Annotated in this window: 26 protein-coding genes; 10 read left to right on the top strand and 16 right to left on the bottom strand. The window is 63.4% G+C overall.

The window, feature by feature from the left end; translation table 11 throughout:
* From AC1DYJ_RS28685 to AC1DYJ_RS28665, 5 genes are all read right to left on the bottom strand, one after another.
* Nucleotides 1-168 (bottom strand): helix-turn-helix domain-containing protein (locus AC1DYJ_RS28685; protein WP_477426028.1); only part of this gene is annotated, 168 nt, incomplete at its 3' end.
* Between the two features lie 172 nt (nucleotides 169-340).
* Nucleotides 341-832, bottom strand: a complete 492-nt coding sequence (locus AC1DYJ_RS28680; RefSeq protein WP_477287276.1) for a MarR family winged helix-turn-helix transcriptional regulator — start codon at nucleotides 830-832, stop codon at nucleotides 341-343.
* 470 nt (nucleotides 833-1302) lie between these two features.
* Nucleotides 1303-2742 (bottom strand): GMC oxidoreductase, encoded by a 1440-nt coding sequence (locus AC1DYJ_RS28675; protein WP_477287274.1) that lies wholly within the window; start codon nucleotides 2740-2742, stop codon nucleotides 1303-1305.
* Nucleotides 2739-2909, bottom strand: a complete 171-nt coding sequence (locus tag AC1DYJ_RS28670) for a hypothetical protein (protein ID WP_477287272.1) — start codon at nucleotides 2907-2909, stop codon at nucleotides 2739-2741. The genes AC1DYJ_RS28675 and AC1DYJ_RS28670 overlap by 4 nt, the downstream gene beginning before the upstream one ends.
* Nucleotides 2910-3086: 177 nt before the next feature.
* Nucleotides 3087-3848: a GGDEF domain-containing protein gene (locus AC1DYJ_RS28665; RefSeq protein ID WP_477287270.1), complete on the bottom strand. Its 762-nt coding sequence runs from the start codon at nucleotides 3846-3848 to the stop codon at nucleotides 3087-3089.
* Between the two features lie 175 nt (nucleotides 3849-4023).
* On the opposite strand from AC1DYJ_RS28665, the gene AC1DYJ_RS28660 reads away from it, so the two are divergent.
* On the top strand, nucleotides 4024-4731 hold the full coding sequence (locus AC1DYJ_RS28660; RefSeq protein WP_477287268.1) for a pyrimidine 5'-nucleotidase: 708 nt from the start codon (nucleotides 4024-4026) through the stop codon (nucleotides 4729-4731).
* Nucleotides 4732-4802: 71 nt separating this feature from the next.
* Here the strand turns inward: AC1DYJ_RS28660 and AC1DYJ_RS28655 are convergent, their stop codons facing one another.
* The gene (locus AC1DYJ_RS28655; protein ID WP_477287266.1) at nucleotides 4803-5642 is read right to left on the bottom strand and encodes an LOG family protein; all 840 of its coding nucleotides are present in this window, start codon (nucleotides 5640-5642) and stop codon (nucleotides 4803-4805) included.
* Nucleotides 5643-5787: 145 nt separating this feature from the next.
* Here AC1DYJ_RS28655 and dapD point away from each other — a divergent pair, with 145 nt between their 5' ends.
* The 4 genes from dapD to AC1DYJ_RS28635 all read left to right on the top strand — a co-directional run bounded on the left by dapD (nucleotide 5788) and on the right by AC1DYJ_RS28635 (nucleotide 8230).
* A complete protein-coding gene (gene dapD, locus AC1DYJ_RS28650) occupies nucleotides 5788-6642 on the top strand; it encodes a 2,3,4,5-tetrahydropyridine-2,6-dicarboxylate N-succinyltransferase (RefSeq protein WP_477287264.1) in 855 nt (284 codons plus the stop codon).
* A 72-nt stretch (nucleotides 6643-6714) separates the two neighbouring features.
* Entirely contained in the window at nucleotides 6715-7068 is a 354-nt protein-coding gene (locus tag AC1DYJ_RS28645) for a DUF805 domain-containing protein (RefSeq protein WP_477287262.1), read from the top strand.
* Entirely contained in the window at nucleotides 7061-7438 is a 378-nt protein-coding gene (locus tag AC1DYJ_RS28640; protein WP_477287260.1) for a DUF805 domain-containing protein, read from the top strand. The genes AC1DYJ_RS28645 and AC1DYJ_RS28640 overlap by 8 nt, the downstream gene beginning before the upstream one ends.
* A gap of 21 nt (nucleotides 7439-7459) precedes the next feature.
* Entirely contained in the window at nucleotides 7460-8230 is a 771-nt protein-coding gene (locus AC1DYJ_RS28635; protein ID WP_477287258.1) for a hypothetical protein, read from the top strand.
* A 74-nt stretch (nucleotides 8231-8304) separates the two neighbouring features.
* Here the strand turns inward: AC1DYJ_RS28635 and AC1DYJ_RS28630 are convergent, their stop codons facing one another.
* Nucleotides 8305-9312 (bottom strand): 2-dehydropantoate 2-reductase, encoded by a 1008-nt coding sequence (locus AC1DYJ_RS28630; RefSeq protein WP_477287256.1) that lies wholly within the window; start codon nucleotides 9310-9312, stop codon nucleotides 8305-8307.
* A gap of 115 nt (nucleotides 9313-9427) precedes the next feature.
* Here AC1DYJ_RS28630 and dapE point away from each other — a divergent pair, with 115 nt between their 5' ends.
* Both dapE and AC1DYJ_RS28620 read left to right on the top strand, forming a co-directional pair.
* Nucleotides 9428-10621, top strand: coding sequence for a succinyl-diaminopimelate desuccinylase (gene dapE, locus AC1DYJ_RS28625; protein WP_477287254.1), 1194 nt, complete (start codon nucleotides 9428-9430; stop codon nucleotides 10619-10621).
* 2 nt (nucleotides 10622-10623) lie between these two features.
* Nucleotides 10624-11229, top strand: coding sequence for a transporter (locus AC1DYJ_RS28620; RefSeq protein WP_477287252.1), 606 nt, complete (start codon nucleotides 10624-10626; stop codon nucleotides 11227-11229).
* Here AC1DYJ_RS28620 and truA read toward each other — a convergent pair.
* Genes truA through def form a run of 4 tightly spaced genes read right to left on the bottom strand, consistent with a single transcriptional unit; the run spans nucleotide 11226 to nucleotide 13981 of the window.
* The gene (gene truA / locus AC1DYJ_RS28615; RefSeq protein ID WP_477287250.1) at nucleotides 11226-11981 is read right to left on the bottom strand and encodes a tRNA pseudouridine(38-40) synthase TruA; all 756 of its coding nucleotides are present in this window, start codon (nucleotides 11979-11981) and stop codon (nucleotides 11226-11228) included. The two genes, AC1DYJ_RS28620 and truA, sit on opposite strands and share 4 nt — an antisense overlap.
* Before the next feature lie 11 nt (nucleotides 11982-11992).
* Nucleotides 11993-12499 (bottom strand): GNAT family N-acetyltransferase, encoded by a 507-nt coding sequence (locus tag AC1DYJ_RS28610; protein WP_477287248.1) that lies wholly within the window; start codon nucleotides 12497-12499, stop codon nucleotides 11993-11995.
* Complete coding sequence (gene fmt, locus AC1DYJ_RS28605) at nucleotides 12496-13446, bottom strand: methionyl-tRNA formyltransferase (protein WP_477287246.1); 951 nt, start codon at nucleotides 13444-13446, stop codon at nucleotides 12496-12498. The genes AC1DYJ_RS28610 and fmt overlap by 4 nt, the downstream gene beginning before the upstream one ends.
* A 4-nt stretch (nucleotides 13447-13450) precedes the next feature.
* On the bottom strand, nucleotides 13451-13981 hold the full coding sequence (gene def, locus AC1DYJ_RS28600; RefSeq protein ID WP_477287244.1) for a peptide deformylase: 531 nt from the start codon (nucleotides 13979-13981) through the stop codon (nucleotides 13451-13453).
* A 103-nt stretch (nucleotides 13982-14084) separates the two neighbouring features.
* Between def and AC1DYJ_RS28595 the strand changes: the two genes are divergently transcribed.
* Nucleotides 14085-15335 carry a DNA recombination protein RmuC gene (locus tag AC1DYJ_RS28595; RefSeq protein ID WP_477287242.1) on the top strand — a complete coding sequence of 417 codons (1251 nt, stop codon included), beginning with the start codon at nucleotides 14085-14087 and terminating at the stop codon, nucleotides 15333-15335.
* A gap of 8 nt (nucleotides 15336-15343) precedes the next feature.
* Here AC1DYJ_RS28595 and AC1DYJ_RS28590 read toward each other — a convergent pair whose 3' ends face one another.
* The 4 genes from AC1DYJ_RS28590 to AC1DYJ_RS28575 form a co-directional block, all read right to left on the bottom strand.
* The gene (locus tag AC1DYJ_RS28590; protein ID WP_477287282.1) at nucleotides 15344-16156 is read right to left on the bottom strand and encodes a class I SAM-dependent methyltransferase; all 813 of its coding nucleotides are present in this window, start codon (nucleotides 16154-16156) and stop codon (nucleotides 15344-15346) included.
* A gap of 80 nt (nucleotides 16157-16236) precedes the next feature.
* Nucleotides 16237-16641: a GFA family protein gene (locus tag AC1DYJ_RS28585; RefSeq protein WP_477287240.1), complete on the bottom strand. Its 405-nt coding sequence runs from the start codon at nucleotides 16639-16641 to the stop codon at nucleotides 16237-16239.
* A gap of 85 nt (nucleotides 16642-16726) precedes the next feature.
* Nucleotides 16727-17680, bottom strand: a complete 954-nt coding sequence (locus AC1DYJ_RS28580) for a cation diffusion facilitator family transporter (protein ID WP_477287238.1) — start codon at nucleotides 17678-17680, stop codon at nucleotides 16727-16729.
* Between the two features lie 111 nt (nucleotides 17681-17791).
* A complete protein-coding gene (locus tag AC1DYJ_RS28575; protein ID WP_477287236.1) occupies nucleotides 17792-18601 on the bottom strand; it encodes a transglutaminase-like domain-containing protein in 810 nt (269 codons plus the stop codon).
* A 215-nt stretch (nucleotides 18602-18816) separates the two neighbouring features.
* On the opposite strand from AC1DYJ_RS28575, the gene AC1DYJ_RS28570 reads away from it, so the two are divergent.
* Both AC1DYJ_RS28570 and sugE read left to right on the top strand, forming a co-directional pair.
* Nucleotides 18817-18942 (top strand): hypothetical protein, encoded by a 126-nt coding sequence (locus tag AC1DYJ_RS28570; RefSeq protein ID WP_112559036.1) that lies wholly within the window; start codon nucleotides 18817-18819, stop codon nucleotides 18940-18942.
* Between the two features lie 213 nt (nucleotides 18943-19155).
* Entirely contained in the window at nucleotides 19156-19470 is a 315-nt protein-coding gene (gene sugE, locus AC1DYJ_RS28565; RefSeq protein WP_477287234.1) for a quaternary ammonium compound efflux SMR transporter SugE, read from the top strand.
* A 76-nt stretch (nucleotides 19471-19546) separates the two neighbouring features.
* Here the strand turns inward: sugE and AC1DYJ_RS28560 are convergent, their stop codons facing one another.
* The gene (locus AC1DYJ_RS28560) at nucleotides 19547-19975 is read right to left on the bottom strand and encodes a DUF6481 family protein (protein ID WP_477287232.1); all 429 of its coding nucleotides are present in this window, start codon (nucleotides 19973-19975) and stop codon (nucleotides 19547-19549) included.
* Between the last annotated feature and the right edge of the window lie 229 nt (nucleotides 19976-20204).

The following is a 20204-nucleotide window of genomic DNA, read 5'->3' as shown; positions in this document are numbered from 1 at the left end:
GACCAGGCCAGCCTCGCCATCGACCCGATAGCGCGAAAGCAGCTTGTGACCACAGGTCCGGCCAATGCCAAAACGCCGGCACAACGCACTCACATTCGCTCCCGGCGCCACCGCCAGACGAACAAACTCTTCCTTCTGTCTCATCGCGCTTCTGTCCTCGAATGGCATCCCGAACCTCCTCGCGCAAAAAGCGCAAAACTGTTCGCGATGTCCTCGCACACCTGTTCGCGATGTCCCCGGTCCAAACAGTGGGGAGGGTTAGGGTGGGGGTCCTCTTCGCAAAAAAATCATATCGTGCCCGTGCGAACGGTGTCGCGACAGCCGATTTCCAGCCTGCCCTTCAGGCGGCGTCCGCACCCTCGGCTTTCAGCCGCGCCAGCTGGTCGCGCTGCAGGTCGAGTGCGGCGTGGACGAAGCGCGATATGGTGGCCAGTTCCGCGTCGCTGAAGGTGGCGACGACTTTTTCGCCTTCGCGCGCGATGGCGCCGTAGTAGCGCGCCGACAGGTCTCGCGTCGCCTCGGTCGCCTCGATCACCACCTTGCGCCTGTCCTCGAGACTGCGCGTCCGGGTCAACAGCCCGCGCGCCTCCAGCCGGTCGATCAGCGCCGTCACCGCGGCCGGCGTCAGGCCGGTTGCGATCGCTATGGCGCCGGCCGATTGCGGGCCGCCGTAAAGCAGGCCGATGCAATGGCGCTCGGCCATGTTCAGCCCCAGCCTTGCCCCCACCGCTTCGTCATAGGCCTGCGTGGCGTCCTGCCACTGCATGATGGCCAGGCCGATGGCCGTCGTCATATCCGCACGATTCTGGCTTGACGAATTTATTTCGATCATCTAACTATCAATCTGCCTAACATTTAGACCATCGCATCAATATGCGGCTCCAGCCCGGACATAGCAAGGGCATGCCGCCGACAAGGAGTGAAAAATGAGCTTGATCCAACAGCGTGCGCCGCTCTCGCATGAGGAAGAGTACAAATACGCCGAGATGGCGATGAAATGGTAAGGCTGGGGCTCGCCCATCGGCCTCGGCATMTTGCTGGTGGCGCTGGCCGCCGCGGCGGTGCTGGTACGCATCGCCGTCTACGGTCTCTAGAGGCTGTTCCATCCCGATGGGCTCGGGATGGCTTTATCTCCCGCTTGAGCGTGATCCTTCTGAAAACCGGTTTTCAGGGATCCCGCTTCCGGCCAGATCAGAATCCACCCAAAGGCGCGCCAGGGCGGCGCCGGCAGCAATCCCGTCGGCGCCGTCCGCTTTTTGGCGGTCAGATGGGGGATGACTGCGTCACCCCGGGATGACTGCGTCACACCGTGATGACTTTGGTCAGATGGTCGCCAAGCCGGCAGGCAAGCGCTGTGATCGTCGTCGTCGGGTTGCATTCGCCCGAGGTGCAGAACACCGAGGAGCCGCCGACATAGAGATTTTCCATGCCGTGCACCTTGCAGTTGGCGTCGACCACGCTTTTGGTCACATCGGTGCCCATGCGGGTGCCGCCCATATGGTGGTGGCCGGCCAGTTCCTCGTCCGTCGGGTAGTCCTGGCCGTTGGCAAGCCAGTCCATGATGCGGACGCGGCCGAGGTCCTTCTCGATCAGCGTCTTACCGAACAGTTTGAGCCCCTCCAGAATGGTGCGGCGCTCCAGCGGCGACTTCTTCCAGTGCAGCTCGATGCGCGGCACGCCGGCATGGTCGACATCGGTCTTCGACAGCTCGATCTGGTTCGAAGCCAGCGGCGCCTGTTCCCAGGCGACATAGAGCTGGGCCGCGCAGCGTAGATTCTGGCTGAGCTGATAGGCGACCCACTCGGCAGCGTCGGGCGCGGTGCAGGCGAGGTCGGCAATCAGGCTCTTGACGCCGGCATAGGGCGTTTCGATCAGTCGGATGCCGAAATTCATGATCTGCAGCCGTTCCATGGCGGCAAGCGTCGGCGAGAAGAAGGCCTCGTTGACGGCGTCGACCTCGAACTCGCTGTAATCGGCCAGGATGGCATTGCCGCCCTCGAAAGTCGGATGTTCCATCCAGTAGCGGCCAAGCGCCGTGGCATTTGGCACCACGCCGCCGTTCGAGCGTTGGTTCGACCATAGAAGCAGCCGTGAATTCTCCAGCCCGCCGGTGCAGACGATGAAATAATCGGCGCTGAAGGCGCCGGCATCCTGGCCGTTCGACCACAGCTTGGCGCCTGTCACCCGCTTGCCGTCGCCGGCGAGTTCGGTGGCATAGGTGTTGAGGACGAGCGCGATGTTTCTGCTCTTGTCGAGCTCGTCGGCGAATTTCTCGCCAAAGCGCACGGCCGGGCTTTTGATCAGCTGCACCCAGCGTATGTCGTCCGAAATCGGCACATCGGGCTTGAAATCGGGAAGCTCGAGTATGTCATGCACCTCGGGCAGATAGGGCTCGATGTCGGCCCGGCTGATCGGCCAGCCGGTGTCCGGGGCCCAAGCCTTGGGCTCGAAGTCTTGGCTGTCGAGCACCCGGCACCAGCCGGCCCAGTGGTTCGACGAACCGCCCATGAAGCGCAGCCGGGTGATGTCGAGATCGAAATAGGGATCGCCGACCGTGGTGCCGCGGTAGAAATCCTGCGACTCGTCGCTGAATTCGCGCGAGCCGGCCTCCAGCACCACGACCGGAATGCCGGCGGCGCCAAGCTTCCTGGCGATGGTGGTGCCGGCAGGACCTGAGCCGAGAATGCAGACCTTGGGCTTGAAATCCGAGGCGCGATACGCCTCCAAACTGTCGAAGATCATGCCCGGTCGCTCCGCTTCAGGATCCAGCCATTGACCTCGACGATCTCGTCGGGATCGGCATGGGGGCGGTCGCTGTCAGGCAGCTTGCGAAACAGCTGCAACGCCGGCATCGCAATCAGCGCCTGCACGATGGTGCGGCGCGATATTTTCTTGATGAAGAAACTCATGACACGTCTCTCGATGGGGGCCTTCGATCCACGCATGGCGTTCCCTGAACGGCACACGTGCCGGCCAGACAGGCCATTTCCGTGCCAGTCCTAGCGGTAAACGGCTTACAACCGGGTAAACGGCGCGGTTGCGTAAAAACAATGTTAGCAAATCCCTAGCGAGCATGGGCGGGAGCCTCAGGCGGCCTCGGAAATGTCCCGATCCAGGATCGACAGATTGCGGCCACGGTGCTTGGCCTCGTAGAGCCGCAGATCGGCAGCGCGCATCAGTTCCGAAACATTGGCGTCCTCGCCGCAAGTGATGCCGCCAATGCTAACGGTCAGCGGCACCGTGCGCTCGTCGACCGGGCGGAAGCGGATCAGCTCGACTTCGCGGCGGATGCGCTCGGCAACGCGCCTGGCCTCCGCTTCCGTGGCGCCGACCAGGAAGGCGCCAAACTCCTCGCCGCCGATGCGGCCAAGCACGTCGCCGCTGCGCACGCCACGCTCGATGGCGCTGGCGATCAACAGCAGCGCATCATCCCCGGTCAGATGGCCAAAACTGTCGTTGATCGCCTTGAAATGGTCGGCGTCGATGATCAGCAGCGCGCCGCGATCGGATTTGCGCCGCGAGCCGTCGAGCGCGGCAAAGAAGCTCTCGCGGTTGAGCATGCCGGTCATGTCGTCTCGGCTTGCCTTCTCCGACAGGCGCCGGTGCGCGGCGGCAAGCTGGGCATGCGCGCGGGCAAGGTCGCGATGCGCGCCTTTCAGCCTGTCGCTCTGCCAGAAGGTGCTGGCGCAAGCGATCCAGGCGAGCGCCAGCGGACACACCGTCGACGTCAGCCAGATGGTGCGACTGACCGGAAAACCCATGGCCGGAACGATGATAAGCGTCAGCAAAAGCGAGACGGCTACCGAGCCGAACGCGACGGCGGCGGACTTTAAAACTATGCGACTCATCGCTGGCTCCCACTGAACCGTCTGTCTGCCAGCAAGCCCTGAAGGCCACCTTTCGGGGATGGCTAAAATTTGAATGGTGAGGCCATTTTTACAACTCTAGATGCACATAGGTTGTGGATAAGCCTGCCGTCAGAAAGGGGTTCGAACGGCCGATATTTCGTGCCATAAGGACGCCATGACCACGTCGCCCGATCCCGCCCGCTTCGCCCATGTCACCGACTGGGTGTTCGACCTCGACAACACGCTCTATCCGCACCATTCGAATCTGTTTTCGCAGATCGACGTCAAGATGACGGCCTATGTCGGAGAATTGCTGACGCTGCCGCGTGACGAGGCCCGCAAGCTGCAAAAGGAACTCTATCTCGAATATGGCACGACGCTGAACGGGCTGATGACGCGTCACGGCATCGACCCCGACGACTTCCTCGAAAAGGTGCACGACATCGACTATTCGTGGCTGGTGCCCGATCCGGTGCTCGGCACCGCCATCCGCCAGCTTCCGGGCCGCAAGTTCATCTTCACCAACGGCGACCGCAGGCATGCCGAGCGGACCGCGCGCCAGCTCGGCATCCTCGACCATTTCGACGACATATTCGATATCGTCGCCGCCGGCCTTAACCCCAAACCGGCGCGCCAGACCTACGAGAAGTTTGCCGAATTGCATGCCGTCACCGGCCACAATGCAGTGATGTTCGAAGATCTCGCCCGCAATCTGGAGGTGCCGAAATCGCTGGGCATGACCACGGTGCTGGTGGTGCCGCGCAATTTCGAGCCGACCTTTGCCGAGATCTGGGAACGCGACCCGGCCAATGAGGACGACGTCGATTTCGTAACCGACGACCTTGCCGGTTTTCTCACCGCAATCGTCGAGGTCGACGCCTGAAGCGTCTCACCTCCGTCGAGGAGCGGATCGATACCGCCGCTCATGGCGTGCTCGACCCGCTGCCGGCGCACTCAGAGCTTGTAGAACCGGCTGATGATCCCCCACGCCTCGTCGGCGGTGTCGACGAAGTCGATAATGTCCTGGTCGCCGGGCGTGATGGTGCCCTGTTCGGCCAGGAAATCGAGATTGATCGCCTTTTTCCAGAACGCCTTGCCGAACAGGATCACCGGCACGCGCTCCATGCGCCCGGTCTGGATCAGCGTCAGCGTCTCAAAGAACTCGTCCATGGTGCCGAAGCCGCCCGGAAACACCGCGACGGCCTTGGCGCGCATGACGAAATGCATCTTGCGGATGGCGAAATAGTGGAAGTTGAAGCACAGCTCCGGCGTCACATAGGCGTTCGGCGCCTGCTCGTGCGGCAGCACGATGTTGAGGCCGATCGACGGCGCGCCGACATCGTCGGCGCCGCGATTGCCCGCTTCCATGACGCCCGGCCCGCCGCCGGTGACGACGACGAATTCACGGTAGTAGGACGTCGCCGACTGCTGCGAGCAGAGGCGGGCGAATTTGCGCGCCTCCTCGTAATATTTGCTGTTTTCCTCGAGGTTCTTCTTCTGCGTCTCGTTCTTGGCCGCCCAGGCCTCACCGCCGGGTTCGGGAATGCGCGCGCCGCCGAACAGGATCACTGTCGAGCGGATGCCGCGTTCGGCCAGGATCATTTCGGGCTTCAACAGTTCAAGCTGCAATCGCACCGCGCGCAATTCGCGACGCGTCATGAAGTCGGGATCGTTCCAGGCCAGACGATAGGTGTCGGCGCGCGTCTGCGGCGTATCGGGTACGCTTTTCGAGCGCTCCAGATCCTCGTCCGAATGCGGCAGCGGCGTCCATCCCGCCTTTTCCATAGGAGTCATATGCTTTACCCGTCCCAACAGTTCACTTGCGCCGTCCCATGGCGCACGCGCGATTGACCCCCAATACGCCTTAACATAGGGTCCGCGCGATTTTCAAAACAAGGTTAAGGCGATGGCCTTAACAGCGCGGTAACGGAGCGAATTCATGTCGAAGCCTGATCTGGCGAGCCTCGAAAAGACCATCGAGAAGGCTTTCGAGGAGCGTGACACGATTTCGACCGCGACCCGAGGCGAAACGCGCGACGCTATCCAGTCCGCGCTCGACCTGCTCGACCGCGGCACCGTGCGCGTTGCTGAGCGCCAGGATGACGGCAAGTGGCATGTCAATCAGTGGCTGAAGAAGGCGGTGCTGCTGTCGTTCCGTCTCAACCCGATGGAGATCATCAAGGGTGGCCCGGGAGAAGCGGTGTGGTGGGACAAAGTGCCGTCGAAGTTCGACGGCTGGGGTGCCGTCGATTTCGAGAAGGCCGGCTTCCGCGCCGTGCCGTCGTCGATCGTGCGCCGTTCGGCCTATGTCGCGCCGGGCGCGGTGCTGATGCCGTCCTTCGTCAATGTCGGGGCCTATGTCGACAGCGGCACCATGGTCGACACCTGGGCCTCGGTCGGTTCCTGCGCCCAGATCGGCAAGAACGTGCATCTGTCGGGCGGCGTCGGCATTGGCGGCGTACTGGAGCCGATGCAGGCAGGCCCGACCATCATCGAGGACAATTGCTTCATCGGCGCGCGCTCGGAAGTGGTCGAGGGCTGCATCGTGCGCGAGGGCTCGGTGCTCGGCATGGGTGTGTTCATCGGCCAGTCGACCAAGATCGTCGACCGCGCCACCGGCGAGGTGTTTTACGGCGAAGTGCCGCCCAATTCCGTCGTCGTCGCCGGCTCGATGCCGGGCAAGGCCTTTCCGAACAACGAGCCAGGCCCTGGCCTCTACTGCGCCGTCATCGTCAAACGGGTCGACGCCAAGACCCGCTCCAAGACCTCGATCAACGAATTGCTGCGCGATTGATCTTTTCTGCAAACGGACGCACCTTCCGCCGGCGCGACATTCCGTCGCGCCGATTCAGCATGGAGGGGTGACATGGACTGGAAGTATCTTCTGACGAGCTATGAAGGCCGCATCAACCGCGCCAAATTCTGGGCTTGCGTCGGTGTCGTCTTCGCGGGCGCCATCGTGGCGTCGATCATCGACAACATCATCGGCACGACCTTCAACAACATGCCCTACGGTTTCGTTTATTTCCTTTATTTGCTCGCCTCACTCTATTCGGTCTTCGCCGTCTATGCCAAGCGCTGGCACGATCGCAACAAATCGGGCTGGTGGTCCCTGATCCTCCTGGTGCCGGCCGTCGGGGCGATCTGGCTCCTCATCGAATGCGGCATTCTCGAAGGCAACAGGGGCGCCAATCAATACGGACCGGATCCACTTGCCTGAAAAAATAGACTTCATCTGGTTTTTTCTGAAAACCTCGGGCCGCGTCAGTCGCGCGGCCTATTTTCTTGGGCAATTGCTGCTGTCCATCATACAGGCTTATCCCGTCTATCGCGCCACGGTGCTTCCCCAAGGCAGCCAGGAAAGCGATATCTGGTGGTTCTTTTCAGCTGTGGTCATTTTGGGCACCCTCTGGCCGATGATCGTGCTTGCGATAAAGCGTCTTCACGATCTCGACAGGCCCGGCGCCATTGTCCTGGTGCTGTTCGTGCCTGTGATCTCCATCATCGCATTCATTGTGCTGTGCCTGTTTCCGGGGCAAGCTGGCGCGAACCGCTACGGCAGGTACACCAATGCCTCGGCAGAACAATGAGAGCCGGTCAGACGTTTCGCCATGCGCTACCGCACGCTTGATCCGAAACTGATCATCGACACCGCCGAGCGGCTGGAAGGGCGCGTCGCCGAGCGTTTTCCCGAGGCCGGCCTGCGCGGCGTCGCCGCCGAACTGGTGTCGCTGTCGCGCGACCTGGCCAAGGCGGCGCAGACGCTCGAAGCGCCGATCTGGTGGCTGCGCGGCGCCATCGTCGCCGCCGTACTTGCCGGTGCGCTGATCTTCCTGTTCGTCGGCACCATCCTGCCGCTCATCCACATCTCGCAGGCCGACGACGCGGTGCAGTCGGTGCAAGGCATCGAAGCCACCATCAACATGATCATCCTTGCCGTGCTCGGCCTTTTGGCACTGATCCGCACCGAGGAGCGCATCAAGCGCAAGCGGGTGTTTCGCCAGCTGCATGGGCTGAGATCGCTGATCCATGTCATCGACATGCACCAGCTGACCAAGGATCCGGCCGCATTGTCTGCCAATTTCAGGCCGACCGCGCATTCGCCGGCGCGCATTACCAATGCCGCGGACCTGGCGCGTTACCTCGACTATTGCTCGGAAATGCTGTCGATCACCGGCAAGATCGCTGCGCTGTTCGCGCAGTCGGTCAATGACGATGTGGTCATCGACGGCGTCAACGACATCGAGAACCTGGCGTCCAACCTGTCGCGCAAGATCTGGCAGAAGATCACGCTGATCGAGAACCATCCGGCGGTGCAGCCGCTGCCGGCGCCACGTCCGGTGAGCAAGGCGCCAGCACCGAGGCGCGCGCCAAAGCTGTAACGCGGTAGTGCCGGCGTGCCTGCTTTTTTCCGGGCCCATGTGCGGGCCAAAGTCTGAGGCTTGCGGCGAGCCGTCTATCCAGCGACTGCTTCCGGCGTCAGCCCGGGTGACCCGCGCTTTTCCCGCTCGGCCTGCCGCACCAGCGCGGTGACCCGTTTCAGCAAAGGCGCCGGCGTGCCGGCCTTTTCGGCGAGGCTCAGGACCGTTCCCTGCAAATCGTCGATCTCGGTTGTCCGGCCGCGCTGGAGGTCGTCCCACATCGACGAGCGCGCCTGCGGATCGATGGCGAGCATGCGCCGCGCCACCAGCCGGAACAGCCAGTCCGGCAGCCGGAGCAGTTTCGGCAGCAGGCCGGGGCGCAGGCCGCCGATCCGCGCCGGGGCGATGTGCGATGCCTTCATCGCCGCCAGTGCCTCGTCGATCTGACCGGCAAGGATCAGCCGCCAGCGGCGGTCGGCAAGCTCGCTCGCCAGCGGCAGGCCGGACAGCGCGACGAGCGCATTGTTGAGGTTGATCAGCAGCTTGCCCCACTGCACTGCCTTGATGTCGGCATGGGTTTCGACAGCAAGGCCTTCGACATCGAGAAGGCCGGCAAGGCCGGGCGCTTCGATCATCACCTTGCCCTCGCTGGCGCGATGCACATGAAGCGGCAAGTCGCCTTCTGCCGACTGGACAACATTGAACGGCACCATGCCGGCGAGCACCGGTCGAGAGCCCAGCCCGACGCGCAACCGGTCGGCATTGCCGACCCCGTTCTGCAGGCTGACCACCACGACATCGGCGCGAGCGTGTGCGGCAACAAGCGCCGCCATCTCTTCAGTGGCGCCGTTCTTGACCGTCACCAGCACCACATCGGCATTGGCCAGGGCGGCGGCCGGGTCGGCGGTGACGGACACCGGCCTGATGGATCGGTCGCGACCGTCGAGGTCGGTGACGCGCAGCCCACCGCCCTGCAAGGCCTCGGCGATGTGCGTCCGCGCCAGAAACACCACCTTGCGTCCGGCCAGCGCCAGGCAGCCGCCGACATAGCAGCCGATGCTGCCGGCGCCGGCAATGACGATGGTCTTTTCGGCGTTGGCCATGCGATAATCCCGTGCTGGCCTGCACTATACGACATGAAAACCATAATGTCGGCGGCAGGACCGGTCATCATCTCTGACCGTGACAGGCCTTTCGCTTTCGATTATCGCTTTGCCCATGACATTGCCGACCGATCCCGCCGCCAACCTTGCGACCCTCATACGCTGCGCCTCCGTAACACCCGCCGAGGGCGGTGCGCTGGCCGCGCTGGAAGGCATGCTGAGGCCGCTCGGCTTTTCCGTCGAACGACCGGTGTTTTCCGAAGACGGCACGCCCGACATCGAGAACCTTTATGCGCGCCGCTCCGGCAATGGGCCGCATCTGATGTTTGCCGGTCATACCGACGTGGTGCCGGTGGGCGATGAGGCGTCATGGACGCATCCGCCCTTCGCCGCCGAAATCGCCAAGGGCGAGATGTATGGCCGCGGCGCCGTCGACATGAAGGGCGGCATCGCCTGTTTCATCGCCGCCATTGCGCGCCATGTCGAGACAAAGGGCGGCCCGAAAGGCTCGGTATCGCTGCTGATCACCGGTGACGAAGAGGGCCCAGCCATCAACGGCACGACAAAACTGCTCGACTGGGCGGCGGCCAAGGGCGAAAAATGGGATGCCTCGATCGTCGGTGAGCCGACCAATCCGGACGCGCTCGGCGACATGATCAAGATCGGCCGGCGTGGCTCGATGTCGGGCAGCGTCACCGTCAATGGCCGCCAGGGCCATGTCGCCTATCCCTTGCTTGCCGACAATCCGGTGCGCGGCCTGATGAGCCTGGTTGACGCTCTGCTGTCGCCGGTCTTCGACAAGGGCACCAAGGATTTCCAGCCGACCAATCTGGAAGTGACCTCTATCGATGTCGGCAATCCGGCGACCAATGTCATCCCGGCCAAGGCGACAGCCACCTTCAACATCCGCTTCAACGACACCTGGACGGCCGAGACGGTGCAGGCCGAGATCCATAACCGCCTCGACCAGGCGGCCAAACGCAAGAAATACCGGACCGGCAAGAAGACCCCTGTCGACTATGAGCTCGTGTGGCGCGACCGGCCGAGCCATGTCTTCCTGACGCGCGACGACAAGCTGATCGACACGCTGCGCGGCTCGATCAAGGCGGCGGTCGGCAAGGAGCCGGCGCTGTCCACCTCCGGCGGCACCTCGGACGCTCGTTTCATCAAGGATTATTGCCCGGTGGTCGAGTTCGGGCTGGTCGGCAAGACCATGCATATGGTCGATGAACGCGTCGCATTGGCCGACCTCGAAACGCTGACCCAGATCTACCAGCGCTTTATCGAAGACTGGTTCGAGCAAGGCTGATCATGCTTTCGGTTGACGAGACCTCTTCATCGCTTACCGGCGCCTGGCGGCTGATGCTCGGCAAGGCCGACGGATTGCGGCTGCTCGACCTGTCGGCGGACGGCTTCTGGAACTCCTTCTTTGCCATCGTCGTCGCCGCGCCGGCGATGATCGTCGGCTGGGTCGGCACGGCCAATGAGATCGGCGACCCCAATGCGTTCGCCGGGCGGCTGGGCATGTTGATCCGCCTGGCAACCGTCGACCTCGGCTCGTGGCTGCTGCCGCTGGTCGCGCTTGCCCTGGTCGCGTCGCGCGCCGGCATCGGCGACCGCTTCGTCCACTATGTCGTCGCCAGCAACTGGGCGTCGGCAATCACCGCCTGGATGCTGCTGCCATCGGCGCTGATCCGGCTGTTCCTGCCGTCCGGCAACCCAGTCGCCGAATTGGTGTGGCTGGTTCTGGTGGTGCTGTCGCTGGTCCTCACTTGGCGGATGACCAACGCCTCGATCGGCAAGGGCGCGGCTGTCGGCAGCGCGGTGTTCGCAGGCATGTTGGTGGTGTCCCTGGCCGTCTTGTTCGGCCTGGTGGCGCTGCTCGGCATCACTGTACCGACGGCTGCGCCGGCTTAGAACTCATCCGGGTAATCGACACCGACGAGAAAAAGCCCATCGGGCGGCGCCACCTGGCCGCAGGCGGCGCGGTCCTGCGCGTCGAGCGCGGCCTTGAGGTCGGCTGCCGTCCAGCCGCCGTCGCCGACACGCTTCAGCGAGCCGACCATGGAGCGCACCTGGTTGTGCAGGAACGAGCGCGCCGAGGCCCTGACCTCGATCAGGTCGGCGTGGCGGGTCACATCGAGCCGCTCCAGCGTCCGCACTGGACTGTTGGCCTGGCACTGGGTCGAGCGGAAGGTGGTAAAGTCATGCCGGCCAAGCAGGACTTTCGCCGCTTCGTGCATGGCGTCCGCATCGAGCCGTTTCGGCACCCACCAGACCTTGCCTTTTTCCATCGCTGCCGGCGCGCGCCGGTTGAGGATGCGGTAGAGATAGTGCCGCCCCGTGGCCGAGAAACGGGCGTCGAACTCGTCGGGGACAAATGTCGCCTGCAGGATGGCGACATGCGCGCCAGCCGCCTGCAGATGCGCGTTGATGGCGTCGCGCACCTTGTCGTTGGGCCATGCCTTGGCGAGATCGACATGCGCCACCTGGGCGGTCGCATGCACGCCGGCGTCGGTGCGGCCGGCGGCGCGCAACCGCACCGCCTCGCCGCTGAATTTCTCGATCGCCTGCTCTATCGCCTGCTGCACCGAGGGCTGATCCGCCTGGTGCTGCCAGCCGGCGAAGAGGCTGCCGTCATATTCGATATCGAGACGAAAACGCGGCATACACTCGCCGTTTAGGCGGCGAGTGCGGTAAAGGCCTGGGCATAGACCAGTTTGCCTTTTTCGGGTGCGTCACCCCAGGCCAGCGCCTGCAGCGCTTCGCCCTGGTATTCGCTCTCGAACTTTTCGGCGCGCGCATGGCTGTAGCCGAAGCGGCCATAATAGGCCGGATCACCCAACACAACGGCGAGCACTTCGCCGGCGTCCTTGAGGCGGATATGCGCCTCGCGGATCAACGCACCGCCAATGCCCGAACCATGGAAAGACGGCTCGACCGCCAACGGCGCCAGCGCCACAGCCGGGAAGCTCTTGCCGCCATTCTGCACATACAGCCTGGAGAACAGGATGTGGCCGACCACCTGGCCGTCTTCTTCCGCCACCAGCTCGACAACGGCGTCGCCGCCGGTGACCAGCGCGTCGACCAGACCGGCCTCCGCCTGCTGGCCGAATGCGTGTTCCTCGACGAGGCGAATAGCCTCGCGGTCCCGCGGCGTCGCCGCGCGTATCGACATCATGCTCATGAGAATTTGATTCCTTTTTCGATCTTGGCCCCGCGCAGAAACTCCTGCGCGGCAGCGGGCCTTCCGCCCGCCCGTTGAACTTCGACCAGTCTGACCGCGCCTGTTCCGCAGGCGACCGTCAGCCGGTCATCGAGAATTCCTCCCGACTCGCCCATGCCTTCAGAAAGCGTGCCTTCAGAAAGCGTCGAGCGAAGCAGTTTCAGCCGTTCTGTGCGGCCGCCAATGTCGGCCTCGCACCAGGCGCCAGGGAATGGCGACAGGCCGCGAATGTGATTGTGGACCTCGCCAGCCGGCCGCGTCCAGTCCACACGCGTCTCCGATTTATCGATTTTCCTAGCGTAGGTCACCCCGTCAGTCGCCTGCAAGGTCGATGCCAGCGTATTTGTCTCCAATCGGGACAGCGCTTCCACCATCAGGGTAGCGCCAATGTTCATCAAGCGATCGTGCAGATCGCCGGCGGTCATATCGGGTCCGATGGCGCATTTTTCAACCAGTGCCACCGGGCCGGTGTCCAGGCCCTCTTCCATATGCATCACCATCATGCCGGTCTCAGTATCGCCGGCCATGATGGCGCGCTGGATGGGAGCAGCACCACGCCATCGCGGCAAAAGCGAGGCATGGCCGTTGATACAGCCCAGCCGCGGGGCCTCGAGAATAGCCTTCGGCAACAGCAAACCATAAGCGACAACGACGGCGACATCGGCCTGCAAGGCGCGGAAAGCGGCCTGATCACTCTCGCTTTTCAGTGAAATCGGCGTGCGTACCGCGACATCAAGCCGCTCGGCCTCGCGCTGCACCGGCGACGGCGTCAGTTCCAGCCCACGGCGGCCCGCGGCGCGCGGCGGCTGGGTGTAAACGGCTGCTATCTCGTGTCCGGCCTCGGCGATCGCGCGCAGCACCGGCACCGAAAACTCCGGCGTGCCCATGAAGATGACGCGAAGCGACATCTTCCTATCCCACCAGCTTGCCCGGCGCCTTGTCCTTGGCGAGCTTCTTGAACTTCTTGACCACCATGTCGCGCTTCAGCTTCGAGATGTGGTCGATGAACAGCACGCCGTTGAGATGGTCGATCTCGTGCTGCAGGCAGGTTGCCATCAGGCCTTCGGCCTCGATCTCCTGCAGCTTGCCGTCGCGGTCGAGATATTTCACCCGCACCGAAGCCGGCCGCTCGACTTCGGCATAATAGTCCGGGATCGACAGGCAGCCTTCCTCGTAGACCGAGCGAGCGTCGCTGCTGTCCAGGACTTCAGGGTTGATGAAGACTTGTGGCGCCGGCGTCTCGTCTTCCTTGGCGAGGTCGATGACCAGCATGCGCAGCGGCTCGCCGATCTGGATCGCGGCAAGCCCGATGCCCGGCGCGTCATACATGGTCGCCAGCATACTGTCGGCCAGTTTGCGCACGGACGCGTCGACGCGTTCGAGCGGTTTGGAAACCTGGCGCAGGATGGGGTCGGGAAGGATGATGAGCGGCTTGATCGACATGGCGTCTCACCTAAGACGTCATGCGAAAAGCGTCAACCGGGGCGGTTTGCGCCCGTTCACGTTTTGATCTGTGCCAGGCCTGCGAATCGGCTATGCTGGCGGGATGGACGACCTGAATTCCATCTTTTCCGAGCCTGTTGCCCGGCTCGGCGCCACCACGATCACGCTCGGCCATGCGCTGGCCTTCGGCGCGATCGTGTTTCTCGGCCTGTTCCTGGCGCTGGTGGTCGCCCTGTGGCGGTCGGCCAAAGCGCGCACGATCGCCGCCGCGGAAGCCGCCGACCACGCCCGCGACGCCGAGGCGCGGATGGCCGGCATTTTGCAAAGCCAGGCGGAGATGCAGGGCCGCATGGGCGCCATCGCCGATGTGTTCGGCGCAAGGCAGGCCGAACTCAACCAGTCGATCGGCCAGCGGCTCGACGCCATGACCGGCCGCCTCGGCCAGACCATGACCGAGCAGACCAAATCGACGCATGAGAGCCTCGCCAAATTGCAGGAGCGGCTGGCGGTCATCGATACCGCGCAAGGCAACATCCAGTCGCTCGCCGGCCAGGTCGTGCAATTGCAGGCGATCCTGTCCAACAAGCAGACGCGCGGCGCCTTCGGCCAGTCGCGCATGGAGGCGATCGTCGCCGACGGACTGCCGATGGGCGCTTACGAATTCCAGGCGACGCTGTCGAACGGCAGCCGCCCCGACTGCCTGGTGCGGATGCCCAACGGCGCGCCGCAGCTTGCCATCGACGCCAAGTTTCCGCTTGAAGCCTGGAACGCCATCCGCGCCGCCGATGGCGCCGAACTGCAGAAGGTCGCGGCCCAGGCCTTCCGCCGCGACATCGAAATCCATGTCCGCGATATCTCGGAGAAATATCTGATCCAGGGCGAGACGCAGGACACCGCCTTCATGTTCGTGCCGTCGGAATCGGTGTTTGCCGAAATCCACGAGAATTTCGACGCGCTCATCCAGAAGGCGCACCGGGCCCGCGTCATCATTGTCTCGCCATCGCTTTTGATGCTGTCGATCCAAGTCATCCAGGCCATCCTCAAGGACGCCCGCATGCGCGAACAGGCGCATCTGATCCAGGGAGAGGTGATCCGGCTGATGGAGGATGTCGCACGCGTCGACGAACGCGTGCGCCGGCTGCAGACGCATTTCGGCCAGTCGGCCAAAGACATTGACGAGATACTGGTGTCGACATCGAAAGTGACCCGGCGCGGCCAGAAGATCGAAGCGCTGGAGTTTGGCGAAAGCGAAGCCGAAGCGCGCGGCGGACCCGCCAAGGCCGAACCCGGGGTGCGGGTGGCGGATTCCAAGACGGGTCAGCTCAGGCTGCGTGTTGTCGAAGGCGACGATTAGAGCCTGCTCTACACTGTAGCCACGATTACGTGTGCCTGAATTTTGGCCGCAACCTCGCCGCTGCCATGCCTGGCTGCAATCACGGCTGCGGCATGGTCGGTTGCCGCTTCCAGTTTTCCTGCATCCCTGGCCTCGATCTCGGTGCGAAGAAGCGTTCCCTGGCAATAGGCAACCGCCGCAAGCCGCGGCGAGGATGCACGGCTTTGCTCGGCCCTCGTCTCGATCAGCACACGGGAGAAACCTGCGCCTTCCACGTCACTGCGGATCAGCGCCGTGTCATGGTAGCCGTGCGGCGTGCGGGCGAGAAAACGCGGCGGATCGTCCGGAAAAATCTCGGCAAGAGCGTTCGTCACATCATTGGCGAACACATTCTCTTCGATGCGATCCCATACGTTGAACAGGAAATGGCCTCCGGGCTTGAGGACCCGCTTTGCTTCGCGATAGCCGGCGGTCCGGTCGGGAAAGAACATCGCGCCGAACTGGCAACAAACGAGATCGAAGGTCGCATCGTCAAACGGCAGCGCCAAGGCATCCGCCTGGCGCCATTGGATGCGGTCGTCGGGCGCTTGCTGGGAAGCCGCAAAGTCGAGCATCGGCTGGTTGAGATCGGTCACGACATAGCTGGCGCCAGGCGATAGTTTTGGCGCCAATGCGCGGGTGACGACCCCGGTGCCTGCAGCGACCTCAAGGACGGCGCCAGGAGACAGGGACGCTGCCCGTCGTGCCATATCCGCGGCGAACGGCTCGAAAATCAACGGCACCATGTAGCGGTCGTAGTTTTCCGGAATCGAGCCGGCAAAGATCTTGTCTGTTTCCAGCATCGCTACCACCCGACATCCGTTTGATGGCGAGCCTACCACACAATCGTCCGGTTTGGGCTCGTTTGACCGGGAGGCAAGAGCTACTGCGCCTCCACGATGCTTACGCCCTCGAATTCTGGAAGCCAGTGCAGGGCCGAGCGGTGCCATTTCTGCTGGGTCGGAACCAGATCCTCGCGTTGCCGCGCAGTCCCCGCCCTGATCCCATAGACCTTCGGGCCGTCGCCAACCGATGTCGCGTAAAGATGCGAACCGCAGTCGCCGCAAAAGGCCTGGGCGCGCTTGGCGCCGCTCGATCCTGTCTTGATATAGACCTTCGGCGTGCCCTTGGTGATCCGGTAGTGATCCTCAGGCGCGGGAACGGTGACACGAAAGGCGGTGCCGGTCAGTTGCTGGCAGTCGGTGCAATGACAGATGGAGGTCTTTTCCGGGTCGACCTCGGCTTCATAAGTGATGGCGCCGCAATAACACCCACCGTCGATTTTCATGGTTGCTCCTCCGAAATCAATCGGATGATCTTAGCGGGACAAGGCGACCGGGCCAACGGTGGACCTCTGGTCCAGCGCTAGAGCTCTAATCCGATGCCGCCTCGACCTGTTTGCGCCGGTGTTCCCAGGTTCCCGTCGTCTGCGGCTTGACGAACAGCCTGGTGATCTCGGGCATTTCCTTCTTCAAGAGCGCCTCCAGGCGCTCGACGCAGGCTTCGATCTCGGGCGCCGTCAGATGGTCCTCGAACTCGATGCTGAGGCCGGCGACGATCTGTTGCGGTCCGAGATGGACGGTGAGCACGCCGTTGGCCCGCTGCACCGCCGGATCCTGCTGGGCGATGGCCAACACTTTTGCCTGCACCTCCGGTGAGGCCGGCTCGCCGATGAGCAGGCCCTTGCTTTCACGCGCGAGGAAAATGGCGGTGGCGCCGAGGATCACCGCAATGCCGATGGAGGCGGCGCCGTCGAGCTCGGGCATGTCGAGGAGCTCTGCCGCCAGGATCCCGGCGAAGGCGACGACAAGGCCGAGAAGGGCGGCGCTGTCCTCGAACAGCACGGTGTAGACGCTCGGATCCTTGCTCGATTGCACGGCCTGCAGCCAGCCTTGCTTGCCCTTCTCACGGCGGAATTCCTTCAGCGCCACATACCAGGAGCTGCCCTCGAACAGGACGGAGAGACCGAGCACGATGTAGTTGATCTTGGGATTGGCGACCGGCTCAGGCGCCATGATGTGGACGACGCCTTCATAGAACGACACGCCGGCGCCGAGCGCAAAGACCAGCAGAGCGACGATGAAACTCCAGAAATACAGCTCGCGGCCATGGCCGAGCGGATGCGTGCGGTCCGGCGGGCGGGCGGCGCGGTGCATGCCGTAGAGCAAAAGGCCGCCATTGCCGGTGTCGACCAGCGAGTGCACGCCTTCCGACAGCATGGCCGAGGAGCCGGTGAAGAAGGCGGCGGCGAATTTGGTCAGCGCTATGGCGAGATTGCCGGCGAGCGCCGCGTAGATGACCGTCTTCGACCCGCCATGCGCTGCCATGCTGTCCCTCCAAGGCACCCAATGTAACGGCCCTGCGACCGAAGCTCCACGGGCATCACAACGCGCCAGACGCCCGGTCGTTCAGGTTTTTGAAGGCAAGCTGGCGGAAAACTACTCGATGATCTCGTCCGTCCACACCTTGAAACCGGCCAGCGTGCCCGGTCCGAAAATATGGGTCAGCGGGACGTCGGCGGCATCGCGGCCGGAGGCGATCAGGATGCGGCCGATGCGCGGGGAATTGTTGCGCGGATCGAAGACATGCCAGCGGCCGCCGAGATAGACCTCCATCCAGGCAGCAAAATCCATGCTCGCCCAGGGCTTCGGCAGGCCGATGTCGCTGATGTAGCCGGTGCAGTAGCGGGTCGGGATGTTGAGCGCGCGGCAGAAGGTGACGGCGAGATGGGCAAAGTCGCGGCACACACCGCTTTGCTCGCGATAGGCTTCGGCAGCGGTGCGCGTCGGCCGCGCATTGCCGTAGCTGAAGACGATATGGTTGTGGACGAAGTCGCAGACCGCCTGGACGCGCGCAATGCCAAGCGGCGTGTGGCCGAACAGCCGCCAGGCCTCGCTGGCCAGCAGATCGCTCTCGCAAAAGCGGCTAGGCAACAGGAACAGCAGCGTGTCCGACGGCAGGTCGCGCACCTCGTGCTGCCAAGCCATCAGGTCGCCCATCTCGAAGGTGCCGGGGTCGCGGATCACGGAGTCGGTGCCGAAGGTGAAGCGGCCGGGCGGGGCGACGAAGCGGTTGCACCAATTGCCGAAACTGTCGCGATAGCTCTGGATCGGCACCGGCGGGTTGGAGGTGAGGAAATCCGGACGCTCGAGATCGGAGGCTCTGGAATAGTGAACGTTGAGCATCGCGATCAGCGGCGTTTCCTGCGGAAAATCGAAGCTCATCTCGCAGCCGATGTGGATTCGCATCTGTGTCCTGACCGGCCTGCCTGATCATCGCCCGGCAGGAAGCGCGGCCTGATGCTGCAGTGCGAAGACAACCATGGCACGGACCGGCATGGTTTACGAGCAAATTAGAAACCGGTTGAAAGCGGCCCGCCGGCGCCGGCGACAGGCGCCAGCCCCCTTGCAGTCCGGCGTTTCTCTTGTTTCACTTGGCGTCCCAGCAATTGGAGGACCGAATCATGGCTAAAGGTGCGATGAAGGCGGGCAAGGAAGCCCGCAAGCCGAAGAAGGACGCCAAGAAGCCCGCCGCGGCTCCGGCGCTCAAGGCGCCGCCCGTCAAGGCTATAAGGCTCAAGGACAAGTAAGCCTGCCTTGGATCGTTGAGATCTTGGGGCCGTTGATCTCCGGCAATCCGTTTCGGCGCAGATTTTGACACCGGCGGCATCGACAATGCTGCCGGTGTTTTGTTGATCGGGCAGGCGAAGCCGCCTATATCGAAGCCGCGAGGACGACCTCGCGCCTTCCCCGAAAAACCGGCCGGGACGACCCGCCATCCCTACGGAATGGAGTGCATCCCGATGTCGTGGATTTTTCTGTTTTTCGCCGGCCTGTTCGAGATCGGCTGGGCGATCGGCCTCAAATACACCGACGGCTTCTCGAAGCCGCTGCCGACGGTGCTCACCGTCGCCTCGATGATCATCAGCCTGGGGCTGCTCGGCCTGGCGCTGAAGACGCTGCCGGTCGGCACGGCCTATGCGGTATGGACCGGCATCGGCACGGTCGGCACGGCGCTGCTCGGTATCTGGCTGCTGGGCGAGCCGGCAACCGCGATCCGGCTCGGCTGCATCGCGCTCATCGTCTGCGGCATTATGGGGCTGAAGCTCGCCGCCTAAAGCAGTTCACCGGCGCACAAATACGTTCAGGGCCGCTGGAAGGCGACCCTGATGTCCGATCGTTTCGATCGAAGCGTTAGCGGGCGGAGAAGCCCGGAGGCGTCCTGCCGGTGCGCTGCTTGCGCGCCGCATAGCGTGCGTCGCGCTTGGCCTTGCGTTCGGCTTCGTCGGCCAGCAAACGAGCAATGCGCTCGTTCTCTTCGGCTTCCTTGATCTTCGCTTCAGCCTGCGCTGCCTCTTCGGCCGCAATACGCGCCGCTTCGGCTGCTGCCTCGCGCTCGGCCTTCTCGACCGCTTCGCGTGCCAGCTTTTCCTGCTTCAGCCTTGCCTTCTCGGCCTCGCGAACTTCGCGCGCCTCGAGGATCGCCTTGCGTTCGGCCTGTCTGGCCAACACTGCAGGATCATCTGCCGCCGGCTTTGACTTGAAGCGCTCCAGAAGCGCCTTCTTTGCCTCGTTCGCGGCATTGCGCCGCTCGAAAATGTCTTTTTCCCTGTAGATAGCCAAGTCCACTTCCCTGAAGTCAATTCGCGACGCTTACATACGCGCGAAAACCGAGAGTTCAAGCGCCAAAACGGTATGCCAGCCATGAAATTCTATGCTGTTGCAGCCGGGAGACGCGCTTTTGCTGACCAAAGCCGACAGAAGCTGGCCAAAACCGACATGCACTGTTCACCATCCGCCCCTCTGGCGGCGAGGCGGTTCGGTCGCTACCTCTAGCCGTAAATCAGAACAT

It is taken from the genome of Mesorhizobium sp. P2_B11 (genome assembly GCF_056404855.1).
Note: the sequence above shows the minus strand (reverse complement) of the source record. Positions and strands in the feature narration are given on the sequence as shown.

Excerpts from the sequence above, each read along its gene's own strand:
- AC1DYJ_RS28680 (WP_477287276.1), bottom strand. The coding sequence starts at position 832 with ATGATCGAAATAAATTCGTCAAGCCAGAATCGTGCGGATATGACGACG.
- AC1DYJ_RS28675 (WP_477287274.1), bottom strand. The coding sequence starts at position 2,742 with ATGATCTTCGACAGTTTGGAGGCGTATCGCGCCTCGGATTTCAAGCCC.
- AC1DYJ_RS28670 (WP_477287272.1), bottom strand. The coding sequence starts at position 2,909 with ATGAGTTTCTTCATCAAGAAAATATCGCGCCGCACCATCGTGCAGGCG.
- AC1DYJ_RS28665 (WP_477287270.1), bottom strand. The coding sequence starts at position 3,848 with ATGAGTCGCATAGTTTTAAAGTCCGCCGCCGTCGCGTTCGGCTCGGTA.
- AC1DYJ_RS28660 (WP_477287268.1), top strand. The coding sequence starts at position 4,024 with ATGACCACGTCGCCCGATCCCGCCCGCTTCGCCCATGTCACCGACTGG.
- AC1DYJ_RS28655 (WP_477287266.1), bottom strand. The coding sequence starts at position 5,642 with ATGACTCCTATGGAAAAGGCGGGATGGACGCCGCTGCCGCATTCGGAC.
- dapD (WP_477287264.1), top strand. The coding sequence starts at position 5,788 with ATGTCGAAGCCTGATCTGGCGAGCCTCGAAAAGACCATCGAGAAGGCT.
- AC1DYJ_RS28645 (WP_477287262.1), top strand. The coding sequence starts at position 6,715 with ATGGACTGGAAGTATCTTCTGACGAGCTATGAAGGCCGCATCAACCGC.
- AC1DYJ_RS28635 (WP_477287258.1), top strand. The coding sequence starts at position 7,460 with ATGCGCTACCGCACGCTTGATCCGAAACTGATCATCGACACCGCCGAG.
- AC1DYJ_RS28630 (WP_477287256.1), bottom strand. The coding sequence starts at position 9,312 with ATGGCCAACGCCGAAAAGACCATCGTCATTGCCGGCGCCGGCAGCATC.
- dapE (WP_477287254.1), top strand. The coding sequence starts at position 9,428 with ATGACATTGCCGACCGATCCCGCCGCCAACCTTGCGACCCTCATACGC.
- AC1DYJ_RS28620 (WP_477287252.1), top strand. The coding sequence starts at position 10,624 with ATGCTTTCGGTTGACGAGACCTCTTCATCGCTTACCGGCGCCTGGCGG.
- truA (WP_477287250.1), bottom strand. The coding sequence starts at position 11,981 with ATGCCGCGTTTTCGTCTCGATATCGAATATGACGGCAGCCTCTTCGCC.
- AC1DYJ_RS28610 (WP_477287248.1), bottom strand. The coding sequence starts at position 12,499 with ATGAGCATGATGTCGATACGCGCGGCGACGCCGCGGGACCGCGAGGCT.
- fmt (WP_477287246.1), bottom strand. The coding sequence starts at position 13,446 with ATGTCGCTTCGCGTCATCTTCATGGGCACGCCGGAGTTTTCGGTGCCG.
- def (WP_477287244.1), bottom strand. The coding sequence starts at position 13,981 with ATGTCGATCAAGCCGCTCATCATCCTTCCCGACCCCATCCTGCGCCAG.
- AC1DYJ_RS28595 (WP_477287242.1), top strand. The coding sequence starts at position 14,085 with ATGGACGACCTGAATTCCATCTTTTCCGAGCCTGTTGCCCGGCTCGGC.
- AC1DYJ_RS28590 (WP_477287282.1), bottom strand. The coding sequence starts at position 16,156 with ATGCTGGAAACAGACAAGATCTTTGCCGGCTCGATTCCGGAAAACTAC.
- AC1DYJ_RS28585 (WP_477287240.1), bottom strand. The coding sequence starts at position 16,641 with ATGAAAATCGACGGTGGGTGTTATTGCGGCGCCATCACTTATGAAGCC.
- AC1DYJ_RS28580 (WP_477287238.1), bottom strand. The coding sequence starts at position 17,680 with ATGGCAGCGCATGGCGGGTCGAAGACGGTCATCTACGCGGCGCTCGCC.
- AC1DYJ_RS28575 (WP_477287236.1), bottom strand. The coding sequence starts at position 18,601 with ATGCGAATCCACATCGGCTGCGAGATGAGCTTCGATTTTCCGCAGGAA.
- AC1DYJ_RS28570 (WP_112559036.1), top strand. The coding sequence starts at position 18,817 with ATGGCTAAAGGTGCGATGAAGGCGGGCAAGGAAGCCCGCAAGCCGAAG.
- sugE (WP_477287234.1), top strand. The coding sequence starts at position 19,156 with ATGTCGTGGATTTTTCTGTTTTTCGCCGGCCTGTTCGAGATCGGCTGG.